General features: G+C 65.4%; 15 protein-coding genes. 9 read left to right on the top strand and 6 right to left on the bottom strand.

From position 1 onward, the window contains the following. The first annotated feature begins 56 nt into the window (after window positions 1-56). Window positions 57-962: a LysR family transcriptional regulator gene (locus EEB15_RS07580; protein WP_141509202.1), complete on the top strand. Its 906-nt coding sequence runs from the start codon at window positions 57-59 to the stop codon at window positions 960-962. On the opposite strand, the gene EEB15_RS07575 is transcribed toward EEB15_RS07580, so the two are convergent. Then, window positions 963-1,520 (bottom strand): DUF924 family protein, encoded by a 558-nt coding sequence (locus EEB15_RS07575; protein ID WP_141509201.1) that lies wholly within the window; start codon window positions 1,518-1,520, stop codon window positions 963-965. 122 nt (window positions 1,521-1,642) lie between these two features. Here EEB15_RS07575 and EEB15_RS07570 point away from each other — a divergent pair, with 122 nt between their 5' ends. From EEB15_RS07570 to EEB15_RS07555, 4 genes are all read left to right on the top strand, one after another. Continuing rightward, complete coding sequence (locus EEB15_RS07570; protein WP_141509200.1) at window positions 1,643-2,626, top strand: tripartite tricarboxylate transporter substrate binding protein; 984 nt, start codon at window positions 1,643-1,645, stop codon at window positions 2,624-2,626. A 60-nt stretch (window positions 2,627-2,686) separates the two neighbouring features. Next, the gene (locus EEB15_RS07565) at window positions 2,687-3,160 is read left to right on the top strand and encodes a tripartite tricarboxylate transporter TctB family protein (protein WP_141509199.1); all 474 of its coding nucleotides are present in this window, start codon (window positions 2,687-2,689) and stop codon (window positions 3,158-3,160) included. 6 nt (window positions 3,161-3,166) lie between these two features. Next, window positions 3,167-4,675, top strand: coding sequence for a tripartite tricarboxylate transporter permease (locus EEB15_RS07560; protein ID WP_141509198.1), 1,509 nt, complete (start codon window positions 3,167-3,169; stop codon window positions 4,673-4,675). A 174-nt stretch (window positions 4,676-4,849) separates the two neighbouring features. Further along, window positions 4,850-5,164: an Ldh family oxidoreductase gene (locus tag EEB15_RS07555; RefSeq protein WP_158290031.1), complete on the top strand. Its 315-nt coding sequence runs from the start codon at window positions 4,850-4,852 to the stop codon at window positions 5,162-5,164. 22 nt (window positions 5,165-5,186) lie between these two features. Here EEB15_RS07555 and EEB15_RS07550 read toward each other — a convergent pair whose 3' ends face one another. Continuing rightward, window positions 5,187-6,083, bottom strand: a complete 897-nt coding sequence (locus EEB15_RS07550; protein WP_141509196.1) for a crotonase/enoyl-CoA hydratase family protein — start codon at window positions 6,081-6,083, stop codon at window positions 5,187-5,189. A 255-nt stretch (window positions 6,084-6,338) separates the two neighbouring features. Between EEB15_RS07550 and EEB15_RS07545 the strand changes: the two genes are divergently transcribed. Both EEB15_RS07545 and EEB15_RS07540 read left to right on the top strand, forming a co-directional pair. Beyond that, window positions 6,339-6,536 carry a hypothetical protein gene (locus EEB15_RS07545; protein ID WP_141509195.1) on the top strand — a complete coding sequence of 66 codons (198 nt, stop codon included), beginning with the start codon at window positions 6,339-6,341 and terminating at the stop codon, window positions 6,534-6,536. A gap of 100 nt (window positions 6,537-6,636) precedes the next feature. Beyond that, complete coding sequence (locus EEB15_RS07540; RefSeq protein WP_141509194.1) at window positions 6,637-8,955, top strand: YgiQ family radical SAM protein; 2,319 nt, start codon at window positions 6,637-6,639, stop codon at window positions 8,953-8,955. 8 nt (window positions 8,956-8,963) lie between these two features. On the opposite strand, the gene EEB15_RS07535 is transcribed toward EEB15_RS07540, so the two are convergent. Further along, window positions 8,964-9,419: a hypothetical protein gene (locus EEB15_RS07535; protein WP_141509193.1), complete on the bottom strand. Its 456-nt coding sequence runs from the start codon at window positions 9,417-9,419 to the stop codon at window positions 8,964-8,966. A gap of 8 nt (window positions 9,420-9,427) precedes the next feature. Further along, entirely contained in the window at window positions 9,428-9,634 is a 207-nt protein-coding gene (locus EEB15_RS07530; protein WP_141509192.1) for a hypothetical protein, read from the bottom strand. An 83-nt stretch (window positions 9,635-9,717) separates the two neighbouring features. Here EEB15_RS07530 and EEB15_RS07525 point away from each other — a divergent pair, with 83 nt between their 5' ends. Together EEB15_RS07525 and EEB15_RS07520 are read left to right on the top strand one after the other, a co-directional pair. Beyond that, a complete protein-coding gene (locus EEB15_RS07525; protein ID WP_141509191.1) occupies window positions 9,718-10,626 on the top strand; it encodes an acyltransferase in 909 nt (302 codons plus the stop codon). Between the two features lie 95 nt (window positions 10,627-10,721). Then, on the top strand, window positions 10,722-10,925 hold the full coding sequence (locus EEB15_RS07520; protein ID WP_141509190.1) for a KGG domain-containing protein: 204 nt from the start codon (window positions 10,722-10,724) through the stop codon (window positions 10,923-10,925). Window positions 10,926-10,950: 25 nt separating this feature from the next. On the opposite strand, the gene EEB15_RS07515 is transcribed toward EEB15_RS07520, so the two are convergent. After that, window positions 10,951-11,343: a BON domain-containing protein gene (locus EEB15_RS07515; RefSeq protein WP_141509189.1), complete on the bottom strand. Its 393-nt coding sequence runs from the start codon at window positions 11,341-11,343 to the stop codon at window positions 10,951-10,953. A 10-nt stretch (window positions 11,344-11,353) separates the two neighbouring features. Then, window positions 11,354-12,337, bottom strand: a complete 984-nt coding sequence (locus tag EEB15_RS07510; protein WP_141509188.1) for a Ku protein — start codon at window positions 12,335-12,337, stop codon at window positions 11,354-11,356. Between the last annotated feature and the right edge of the window lie 176 nt (window positions 12,338-12,513).

Genomic DNA, 12,513 nt, shown 5'->3' with positions numbered 1-12,513 from the left:
CCGATAAACAGCGATTGTCTGAAATGATTGTTTAGGATTCAGCGACAATCGAACCCATGGTTGCCAACAGCACCGCTTCCGATCTCAACGCCTTGCCGGTCTTTGCTGCAGTGGCAGAAGCCGGGGGCTTCACCGCCGCCGCCCAGCAACTCGGCGTGGCCAAGGCCAAGGTCAGCCTGGACATCGCGCGGCTCGAGGCGCGGCTGGGGGTCACGCTCTTTTCCCGCACCACGCGGCGGGTCGCGCTGACGGAAGCAGGGCAGGCGCTCTATGCGCAATGCATCCCCCCGCTGCGAGGTTTGCAGGAGGCGTTGGCCCAGGCCGGCGGCGAAAGCGAGCTGGGCGGTGTGCTGCGCATCAGTGCGGCGGTGGACTACGCCGCACACACCGTCGCACCAGCCGTCGCCGCTTTCGCGGTCTTGCATCCACGGCTGGAAATCGACGTGCGGACCAGCGACCGCGTGGTCGACATGCTCAAGGAAGGCATCGACGTGGCGCTGCGCATGGGCTGGCTGCGAGACTCCAGCCTGCGCGCGGCCAAGCTCGGCGAGTTCGAACAGCACGTGCTGACCTCACCGGCCTACCTGGAGCGGATGCCTCCCATCGCCGATCCGTCCGACCTGGCCGCGCATGAATGGATTGCGTTGACGTTGCTGCCCGCGCCTTTGACGTGGAACTTCACTTCCGCGAAGGGCCAGAAGCGCACCGTACGGGTGGGCGCAAGGTTGCGGACCGACTCGGTCGGCACACTGCGCGGGCTGCTGCAAAGCGGCTTTGGCATTTCAGTGATGGACCAGTTCAGCAGCGACGATGCAGTGAGCGCAGGACGACTTGTGCGCGTGCTGCCCGGATGGACGCTGCCACGTGGCGGCCTGTATGCCGTCTATCCGCCGGGGCGCTACGTGCCGGCGAAGGTCCGTGCGTTCATCGACTTTTACGCCGCCTGGCTGGCCAGCCGGTAGTCAACCGGCGAAGCCGCCGTCGTCGAGGAACCGCTGTTCTTCAGGTGTGGTGGTGCGGCCCAGCACCGCGTTGCGATGCGGGAAGCGGCCGAACCGCTCGATGATGTCCCGGTGCAGGACGGCGTAGCGCAACGGCTCGTCGCCCAGTTTGCGCGTGAGCTCGACGGCACGATCCTGGTCGGCCAGTTGCTCCGAATGCATGAAGGGCAGGTAGAAGAAGTTGCGCAGCGCCTCGTCGACCTGCATGTCGAAGCCGGCATCCATGGCCTGACGCGCGATGCCGAGCGCCTTGGCGTCGCTTTCGAACATGCGCGGGGTACCGCGAAACGCATTGCGCGGGAATTGGTCGAGCAGGATCAGCAAGGCAAGAGCGCCCGAGGCGTCGCGCGCCCATCCATCGAGCTCACCGCGCAGCGCCGCCTCGTGCGCGCCCAAAAAGCGCGTGCGAAACTGGTCGTCGAAAGCGGTGTCCTTGCGAAACCAGCGGCTGGGACCGGCCTCACGCCAGAAATAAACCACATCCGCAGCGGTCGCGTTCAGGAGGGAGGCAGTGTTCATCCGGGCATTGTGCAGTGGGCGGCCATCTATGGTTGACCCTAATGGGCGCGGCGACCTCCGTCCGATAGATTCCGTGAGTTGTCCGACAACTTGACCATCTGACCAGCTGTAAAGGAGACCCCATGTCCAACCGTTCCCGCCGATCCCTGCTTGCCGCCGCGATGGCTGCGGTCGCCCTGGCTGCCGGTGCGCTACCTGCTGCCGCGCAGAACTACCCGGCGCGGCCGATCACGCTGATCGTTCCCTGGGGCGCAGGCGGTGGCACCGATGCCACTGCACGCATCATTGGCAGCCTGCTCGAAAAGGAATTGGGCCAACCGGTCACCGTGGTCAACCGGACGGGTGGGAGCGGCGTGGTGGGCCACGCGGCCATCGCGTCGTCGCCGCCGGACGGCTACACGCTCGGCCTGGCGACGGTGGAGATCGCCATGATGCACTGGCAGGGCCTGACCGAACTCACGCCGGCGTCGTACACGCCTATCGGCCTCGTCAACGCCGACCCCGCGGGCATCCAGGTGCGCGCCGACGCGCCCTACAAGACCGTGCAGGACTTGTTGGCCGCGATCAAGGCCAACCCTGGCAAGTTCAAGGCATCGGGAACCGGGCAGGGCGGCATCTGGCACCTGGCCATCGCGGGCCTGCTGCGAGACCAGAAGATCGACCCGGCGGCGCTCCCCTGGGTGCCGAGCAACGGTGCCGCGCCGGGCCTGCAGGACATGGTGGCCGGCGGCGTCGAAGTGGCGCCGGTGTCTCTGCCCGAAGCCCGCTCGCTGATCGACGCGAACAAGGTGAAGAGCCTCGCGATCATGGATGCCAAGCCTTCTGCGCTGTATCCCAACGTGCCGACGCTGAAGTCGGCCATCGGTAGCGACTGGACCATGGCGGCGTGGCGCGGCATCGTTGCGCCGAAGGGCCTGCCGAACGACATTCGCGACAAGCTGGCCGCGGCCGTGCGCAAGGTCGCGGCCAGCAAGGACTACACCGACTTCATGGCCAGCCGCGGCTTCGGCGTCATCTACGCAGGTCCCGATGATTTCGGCAAGTTCATGGCCAAGTCCGACACCGATCTTGGCGCGACGATGAAGGCCGTGGGCCTGGTGAAGTGACGGCGCCTGCCGTCATCCTCGCGCAGGCGGGGATCCAGGGCCTCGTTGCGTGAAACTCAAGTGAAACTCAACGACGCCATCTTCGGGCTGGTGCTGCTGGCCCTGGGCGCCGCTGTGCTTTTCGGGGTACAGGGTTTCCCGAAGATCCCCGGCCAGCCGGTCGGGCCCGCGCTCTTTCCCGGCTTGATCGCCATGGGCCTGTGCGTCTGCGGCGCCATGCTCGTCTGGAGCGGGTTGCGCGAGCGGCCGCGCGAGGCCTGGGTCGCGTGGGATGACTGGGTGCGTTCCCCGCGCCACGTGCTTGCGCTGGGCATTCTTCTCGGCGCCATCGTCTTCTACATCGTCGCGGCCAACTGGCTGGGTTTCCTTCCGACGGCGATGTTGATCCTCGTCGCGATGCTGCTCGTGCTGCGCGTGCCGCCGGGCCGCGCCGTGCTGATTGCGGTGATCGCGACCTTCGTCATCCACTTTGCGTTCTACAAGCTGCTGAGGGTGCCTCTGCCCTGGGGCCTGTTGACGCCTTACGCCTGGTAGCCGCACATGGGAACGTGGACCGCGATCGGCCAGGCTTTCGCCATGGTGTTCGAGCCGAACACCATCATGGTGATGTTCGCCGCGTCGCTGTTCGGCCTCTTCGTCGGCGCCGTGCCGGGCCTGACGGCCACCATGGCGACGGCGCTGCTGGTGCCGGTGACCTTCTTCATGCCGCCGATCCCGGCCATTGCCGCGATGGTGACTGCGACGGCGATGGCGATTTTCTCGGGCGACATCCCGGGCTGCCTGCTGCGAATACCCGGCACGCCCGCCTCGGCCGCGTACACGGACGAGGCCTTTGCCATGACGCGCAAAGGCGAGGCCGAGCTGGCGCTCGGCGCCGGATTGGTGTTCTCCGCGGTGGGCGGCTTGTTCGGCACTGCCGTGCTCATCGTGGCTGCACCGGCGCTGGCGAACTTCGCGCTCAACTTCAGCTCGTTCGAGTACTTCTGGCTCGTGCTGCTGGGTCTCACGTGCGCGGTGTTCATCACGTCGAACCAGCCGCTCAAGGGCGTGGTCACGCTGCTGCTCGGGCTGCTCGTGGCCTGTGTCGGCCTGGGCAACCCGGCGGGTTTTCCGCGCTTCACTTTCGGCAACGCCGAAATGACCGGCGGCATCGGCATGATCGCGATGATGATCGGCATGTTTGCCATTTCCGAGATCATCCGGTTCGTCGTGGACACGAGTCCGCCGGCGGAACTGGTGGTCGAGAAGGTGGGCAACGTCATGGCCGGGCAATGGGCGCTCGCGAAGAAGTATCCCGTGCAGATCTTGCGGGGCAGCGTCCTGGGTACTGCCGTCGGCGCCTTGCCCGGCGCCGGCGCCGACATCGCGGCCTGGATGTCGTATGCGATGAGCAAGAAATTCTCGAAGGAGCCGGAGAAGTTCGGCACCGGCCACGTCGAGGGCATCGTCGAATCGGGCTCGGCCAACAACAGTGCGTTGGCCGGCGCGTGGATCCCGGCACTCGTCTTCGGCATCCCGGGCGACTCGATCACGGCCATCGTGATCGGCGTCCTCTACATGAAGAACATGAACCCGGGGCCGACGCTCTTCACCACCAATCCGCAGAACATCTACGCGGTGTTCCTGCTGTTCATCATCGCCAACATCATCATGATCCCGCTGGGCATCTTGTGCATCAAGGTGGCAAGGCGCATTCTCAAGGTGCCGCGCGAAATACTGATGCCGGTGATCCTGCTGTTCTGCATCGTCGGCACATTCGCCATCAACAACACCGTGTTCGAGGTGGGTGTGATGCTGGTGGCGGGCATCATTGCCTACCTGCTCGAAGCCAATCGCTTTCCCATCGCTCCCGCGATTCTGGGCGTGGTGCTGGGCGGCATGCTGGAGGAGAACTTCATCACTTCGATGATCAAATCCAACGGCGACATGGGTGCGTTCTTCTCCCGGCCGATCGCGCTGGGGCTGGCCGTCATCACGCTGCTGGTATGGTTCTTCCCGTTGATCATGCGCGGCCTTCGCGCGATGCGGTCGGGGCCGGCGGCCGCCTGAACATTTTCATGACACCCACGGCCTCGCGCTGCTCGGCCCGTACCTGGCTGAACTCGAATCCGGCGGCATGGCACGCGATGGCGAGCCGGCCGCACTGTTCAACGAGCCGAAAGGAACGATCCTTCCTTTGGGCGCATCGATTCCGGCCACAAGGGCTACGGCCTGTCTCTTCTCGTGGAGGCGCTCACGGGCGGTCTTGCAGGACACGGCCGTGCGGACGAGCGTGAAGGGTGGGGCGCAACCGTTTTCCTGCAGGTCATCGATCCGCCCGCCTTCGCGGGCGTCGACACATTCATGCGCCAGACGGGCACGGTCACCGAACAGTGTCGCGCCTCGCGACCCGCGCGCGCGGGTGTCGCCGTGCGCATGCCCGGCGAAAAAGGCCTGGCGCTCGCGGAAACGCAGCGCAAATCGGGCGTGCAGCTCTATCCGTCGATCATGCCGATGCTGGAGCCGTGGGCTGCGAAACTGGGTGTGGCGATGCCTTGAGAGGCGGCAATGACAGCCCCCTCTACCGCTTCTGTTCGAGCTCGCGAATCATCGCCCGCGCTTCATCTCCTTCCGGGATCGGCCTGCCGCTGTCGCGCCATTCCACCGCGGCCTTGAAGCCTTCGGCCTGGGCATAGCGGCGGAACCACAAGCCCTCGGGGTTGTGGCGGGTGATGCCGTCGAACACCGTGGCCATCTGCTGGCTCTGCTCCAGCCCCATGGCGAGCATGACCTGGTTGACCACCATCTTGTGCATCGCGAGGTGCCCGCGTGGCACGCCGGCGATGCGGTTGGCGAGTTTCATCGTCGCCGCCTCCAGTTCCGGCGCCGGCACCACCTCGTTGGCGAGACCCCAGAGCGCGGCGGTCTTGCCGTCGATCGTGTCGCCCGTGAACATGAGCTGCTTGGCGCGCGCCGGCCCCAGCCGGTACGTCCACATCGCCGTCGTCGGGCAACCCCACACGCGCGTGGGCATGTAGCCGATGCGCGCGTCGTCGGCCATCACGAGCAAATCGCAGCAGAGGGCGATGTCGCTGCCCCCGGCGGCTGCGTAGCCGTGCACCTTGGCGATGGTGGGCTTCGCGCTCTTCCACAGGCTCATGAAGTCCTCGGTATTGCGCTTCATCAAAGCGTAGTCTTCCATCGGGTCCCAGGGGTGGCGCTCCTGCTGGCAGGGGTGGTCGATGCGGCCCTGCCCGAACTCGGTCAGGTCGTAGCCGCCGCAAAAGCCTTTGCCCGCGCCTTCGACGACGATCACGTGGATTTCTTCGTCGGCGTTGGCCCATTCGACGGCAGCGCGGATTTCGCGCGGCGTCGAGTCGTTGATCGCGTTGAGTTTCCCGGGACGGTTGAGCAGCAGGCGGGCGACGCGCGGATTGGCGGCGTCCTTGCCGATGCGCAGGGTGCTGAAGTCGGGCATAGGGTCTCCTTGGGGTGCCGGTCAAAGCCTACATCTGGCCTGCCTGGCCGCCTGCGCCCTCCGTGACATTGCGGCGGCAGGGCGGTGCATCGCAACAGGCTGGGTGGCGCGCAGGAAGTTCCTTCCGGCCGACACGGGCGGCACGGGGACGGCGGCGAGATCCGTTCCCAGTTGCGCAAGCGCCAGCAAACGAGGGCCGGCGCGCTTGTCCGAAACGGGGGCAGTTGGTATGGTCGGGCAAAAGGAACCTCCCCCATGACCGATGACGACCTGGACCGCAGCTATTCCGCGCTTTGCGAGGCACTTGCCAGCGTGGGCGAGAGCCGGTCGGAGCTTTTCCTGTCGATGGTGTGCCTGTCGCTCATGGCCCGCTACGAGCGCGCCGAGGACGTCATCACCCTCATCGACCATGTCCACGCGCAATGCGCCGCCGAGGTCGACCAGGACGGCTGAACCGGCCCAATACCCATGAAGCTGGCTCTTTGCGGCCTTAAATCGTAAAATCGTGGGTTCCCCTGCCGACGCTCCTCGCGTCCCCTCCTGACCCGCCCCAATGAACGCCCCCGTCGACGTTTCCTTTTTCGCGCGCGCCGCGAAGCCGATCACCAGCTACCGCAAGTACTGGGCGAGCCGTTTCGGCACGTCGAAATTCCTGCCGATGAGCCGCAAGGAGATGGACGAGCTCGGCTGGGACAGCTGCGACATCATCATCGTCACGGGCGACGCGTACGTGGACCATCCGAGCTTCGGCATGGCCGTGATCGGCCGCACGCTGGAAGCGCAGGGTTTTCGCGTGGGCATCATCGCCCAACCCGACTGGCAAAGCGCCGACCCGTTCAAGGCCCTGGGCAGACCGAATCTGTTCTTCGGCGTCACCGCCGGCAACATGGATTCGATGATCAACCGCTACACGGCCGATCGCAAGATCCGCAGCGATGACGCCTATACCCCCGGCGACGTCGGCGGCAAGCGGCCGGACCGCGCGTCACTGGTCTACTCGCAGCGCTGCCGCGAGGCCTTCAACGATGTGCCCATCGTGATGGGCGGCATCGAAGGCTCGCTGCGCCGCATCGCGCATTACGACTACTGGTCGGACAAGGTTCGCCGCGCCATCCTGGTGGACGCCAAGTGCGACCTGCTGCTGTACGGCAATGCCGAGCGCGCCATCGTCGAGATCGCCCACCGGCTGGCGGCGAAAGAGCCGGTGCAAGAGATCACCGACGTTCGCGGCACCGCATTCATCCAGCGCACCAAGCCCGAAGGCTGGTTCCAGATCGATTCGACCAGCGTCGACACGCCGGGCCGGGTCGAGGAGCACATCAACCCCTACCAGACGACGCAGGAGCAGGCCGAGGCTCAAGGTGCGACCTGCACGAAGGAAGAGGGCAGTGGCGTACCTGAGGCGAATCCCGCCATCCAGCCGCTGACCTTCGTGCCCAACCCGAAGGTCAAACTCAAGGTCCCGCCGCGCGATCGCACGGTGATCCGCCTGCCGGCCTACGAGCAGGTCAAGAGCGACCCGGTGCTGTACGCCCACGCCAACCGCGTGCTCCACCTGGAAACCAATCCCGGCAATGCCCGCGCCCTGGTGCAGGCCCACGGCGACCGCGACGTGTGGCTCACACCGCCGCCCATCCCGCTGACCACGGCGGAGATGGACTACGTCTTCGGCCTGCCGTATGCACGCAGCCCGCACCCGGCGTACGCCGACGAGAACGGCAGCCATGAGCACGCAACCAAGATTCCCGCCTGGGAAATGATCCGCTTCTCGGTCAACATCATGCGCGGCTGCTTCGGCGGCTGCACCTTCTGCTCGATCACCGAGCACGAGGGTCGCATCATCCAGAGCCGCAGCGAAGATTCGGTGATTCGCGAGATCGAGGAAATCCGCGACAAGATCCCCGCATTCACCGGCGTCATCTCTGACCTGGGCGGCCCCACGGCCAACATGTACCGTATCGGCTGCAAGTCGCCCGAGATCGAGTCGGCCTGCCGCAAGCCCAGCTGCGTTTACCCCGGCATTTGCCAGAACCTGAACACCGACCACTCGGCGCTCATCAAGATGTACCGCCGCGCGCGCGCGTTGAAGGGCGTCAAGAAGATCCTGATCGGCTCCGGCCTGCGCTACGACCTGGCCGTGCAGTCGCCCGAGTACGTCAAGGAATTGGTGCAGCACCACGTCGGCGGCTATCTCAAGATCGCGCCCGAACACACGGAGCAGGGCCCGCTCACCAAGATGATGAAGCCGGGCATCGGCAGCTACGACAAGTTCAAGACGCTGTTCGAGAAGTACAGCGCGGAGGCCGGCAAGAAGCAGTACCTCATACCGTACTTCATCGCGGCGCACCCCGGCACCAGCGACGAGGACATGATGAATCTCGCGCTGTGGCTCAAGAAGAACGGCTTTCGCGCCGACCAGGTGCAGACGTTCTACCCGAGCCCGATGGCTACGGCCACGGCGATGTACCACAGCAACAAGAACCCGCTGCGCAAGATCACGCGCGACAGCGAGGCCGTGGACATCGTCCGCGGCGAGCGGCGCCGGCGCCTGCACAAGGCCTTCCTGCGCTATCACGACGCGAACAACTGGCCGCTGCTGCGCGATGCGCTCAAGGCCATGGGCCGCGCCGACCTGATCGGCAGCGGCAAGCATCAGCTGATCCCGGCCTACCAACCGATTACCGACGGCAGCTACCAGAGTGCGCGCCGCAAGAATTCGACGCCGACTGCGGGCAAGCCCTCGGTTGCCGCTGCCGTCAGCGCGCCAGCCAAACCGGTGCGTGGCCGCATGCTGACGCAGCACACCGGCCTGCCGCCGCGCGTGACAGGTTCGGCCAAGCCGGCCGGCAAGGCAGCGCGCAAGCCGCGCTGAGAGGGCGTTCAGAGCTGGCTCTTGAGCCGGTTCAGCGCTTCTCGATCGATGCGATCCTTGTCGCGGTAGTCGGTCTTGGTCTTGAGCAGGCCTTCGATGTCCAATGTCCTGACTTCCACATTCTCGATACGCAGTGTGCGGACATGATCGTGCAGGCTCTCGTATGTCTGCCCATTCGCGGCGAACAGGAAATCGATCAGCAAGTCGTCGGCCACCCTGATGTTTTCCGGCTCGCCTGGTGGCACCTCGAACCACGCCGGGTCGAGGTCCTTGCTTGAGGCCAGGAAGTCCAGCGCGCGAATGACCCTGCGTCCGTTTTCCACGGAAGACGGAAGCAGGATGTCGATGTCTTCCGTGGCGCGCACGAACCCATTGAGTCGGACGGCGTGCCCCCCGACCAGGACATACTGCACGCCCTCGGCCTGGAATCGGGCCAGCAGCTTGAGCAAGGCGTCCTGGTCCACGGGTCCCGCTAGTGCTTGTTCAGGCGGCGCGCGGTTTCCAGCTGTCGCTCGTCATCCATCGCATTGAGTGCGCGATGCTTCGCGCGCATGACGCCGCGCAGCCGTGGAATGCTCGCCGAGGAGAGCATCCCATCCAGCACGCGGCCACGGCGCAAAGCCTCGGCCGGGTCGAGAATGAATTCAGAACGGGCTTGCCGGCCCACGGTGCGAGTCATGCTCTATGGTAATCCAAGGTGGCCGCGGCACGCATGATCCACCGCAAAGTGGCGTCCCCCAGCGGAACCCACCAGAATGCGTCATGCTCGCCTTCCTGCCTCCCTTCCTGCGCGGCGTCATTGCCTTCACCCTGCTGGCCGCCAACACGCTCTTCTGGTGCGCGCTGCTCTTTGCCTGCGCGCTTCTCAAGCTGGTACTGCCTTTCCAGGCCGTGCGCGTGCGCATCGACCCCGTGCTCAACGCCATCGCCACGTGCTGGATCGCCTGCAACAGCGGCTGGATGCGCCTCACGCAGAAGACTCGTTGGGACGTGCAAGGCATAGCGGGGCTGCCCTATGACGGGTGGTACCTCGTCAACTGCAATCACCAGTCGTGGGTGGACATCTTCGTTTTGCAGCACCTGCTCAATCGCCGCATCCCGATGCTGAAGTTCTTCCTCAAGCAGGAGTTGATCTACGTGCCCGTGATCGGCCTGGCCTGGTGGGCCCTGGACTTTCCCTTCATGAAGCGGCACGGCAAGGCCCAGTTGCTCGCGCGGCCGGAATTGCGCGCCCAGGACGCCGAGGCCACGCGCCGCGCGTGCGAGAAATTCTCGCTGGTGCCCACGAGCGTGATGAACTTTGCCGAGGGCACGCGCTTCACGCCGGCCAAGCACGAGGCCCAGGCGTCGCCTTACCGACATTTGCTCAAACCCAAGGCGGGCGCGCTGGCGCTCGCCTTGAATGCCATGGGCGCGCGCTTCCGTTCGCTGGTGGACGTGACCATCGTGTACCCGGGTGGGCGGCCGACGTTCTGGGAGTTCTTGTGCGGGCGCACGCGCGAAATCGTCGTCCGGGCGCGGCAGATACCGATACCGCCCGAGTTCTGCCTTGGCGACTACGCGGGCGACCCTGTGTTCCGGGGCCAGGTCCAGCAGTGGCTCGAGCGCTTGTGGGCGGAAAAGGACGGCCAGATGGAGGAACTGGTTACCGCCCGTGTGCCCGTTCCTTGACAGATGGGCTGCACAACAAGGCAAGGCCTTGTCCTACACGAGCATGGCTGAGCTTGGAGCAGCATGGCATTTCAATTTTTTACACGGAGAAAACCATGCAAGAAACCGTTCAGGACACCGTTCCCGCCCAGCAGCGCCGCCTCCGTGGTTTCGCTGCCATGTCGCCTGAAAAGAAACGCGAGATCGCCAGCCTGGGCGGCCGTGCCGCGCACGCCAGTGGCCGGGCTCACCAGTTCAGCAGTGAAGAAGCCCGCGCCGCCGGCAAGAAGCGCCACCAGCACGCCGACAAGCCCACGTAAACGCATTGCGCCTTCCGCTGAGAAGTCAGTGCAGCGGCGACGGCGAATCCGTTCGCGTCGCCTCGGCAAACCCGCTCGGGTCACGCAGCACGGAAAGCGCGTTGTGCACTTTGTGGACGCCGTTCAGGCCGGTGAGCTGCATCAGCAACCCTTCGATTTCCGCGGCCAGCACCTGCCCGCTGACGCGGACAACGCCGTTGTGAACTTCGACTTCAATCGCCCTGGGGTGGCTCACCCAGCCCCCCAGCCGCGCGCGCACTTCTTCGCGCAGTCGCGCGTCGTCGTCCGGGCCTGAGCGCGCTTGCGCGATGCGGCCCGCCGGAGCCACGCGCTGCGCGCGCGTCAGGTACCGTTCCAGCAAAAACATTGCGAGGGCGCCGGCCACAAAGGCCGCACCCACATTCAAGCCACGTTTCATCGCGTTGTCCTCAAGCTGCCTTCTTGCGCGGTTTCGCCTTGACGCTGGCCGTCGCGTGCGCGCGCGTCCTGGCCGCGGCCGCCCGCTTGCGAGGCGGAGCCTCGTCGTTGGCAGCCTTGCGGCGCGTGCTGGTCTTGCGCGGCGCCTGCTTTTCGTCCTGCGCGTCGTTTTCGTCAGCCCCGGCCTTGCCCGCACCCTTGCGCAAGCTGCGCCGCAGCAATTCAGTGAGGTCGATGATATCGGCCTGTGGCTTCATTTCCTCACCCTCGATCGGCTTCACGATGTGTTCGCCCTTGCCGGCCTTGACCTTGGCCTCGACGACCTGTTCGAGTTTCTCTCGAAACTCGTCGTGGAATTCCTCGGGGTTCCATTTGCCGGCCAACTCGTTCACCAGTTGCTCGGCCATCTTCAATTCCTTCGGGCTGACCTTGGCGTCGCTCTTGTTCGGCAGGGGCAGCCCTGCGGTGTCGCGCACCTCGTCATGCCAGCGCAGCAACTCCAGCACCAGGCCTTCTTCGGCAGGAAAAAGCGCAGCCAGATGTTGGCGCGTGGAGATGACGACCTTGGCGATGCCCACCTTGCCCGTGGCCCGCAGTGTCTCCAGCAGCAACAGGTAGGGCTTGTTTCCCTTGGCGGCCGGGGCTACGTAGTAGGGCTTGTGGTAGTAGGTGCTGGGGATCTGGCCGGCGCCGACGAAGGCCTCGATTTCGATGGTCTGGGTCGACTTGGGAAGCGCCGCCTTGATCTCTTCAGGGGAGACGACCACGTACTGGTCTTTCTCGTATTCGAAGCCCTTGACGACTTCTTCCTTCGTCATTTCTTCGCCCGTCGCCTTATTCACCTGCCTGTTGCCCACCGGGTTCATGGTGCGCTTGTCGAGCAGGTTGAACTTCATGCGATGCTCGGCCGTGGCCGAGTGCAGGGTGACGGGAATGTAGACGAGACCGAAGCTGATCGCGCCTTTCCACAGGGTTCGGGTGCTGGAGGGTGCCATGATGGCTTAACCCTACGCGATGCCCGCCGCGGCGCTGTAGGACACTGCTGAATCGCGGTGTGGGCCAATACGGGGGCCACCGCGGAACCGGCTTTGCCGGGCCGCTGGTGGCGCCCCCTTGAGGGGGAGAGGGCAACGCCCGAGGGGGCATCGCCGAAGGCGCTTCGGGGGTGGAC

It is taken from the genome of Ramlibacter sp. WS9 (assembly GCF_003797765.1).
GTDB lineage: Bacteria > Pseudomonadota > Gammaproteobacteria > Burkholderiales > Burkholderiaceae_C > Ramlibacter.
This window is presented reverse-complemented; position numbering and strand designations above follow the sequence as displayed.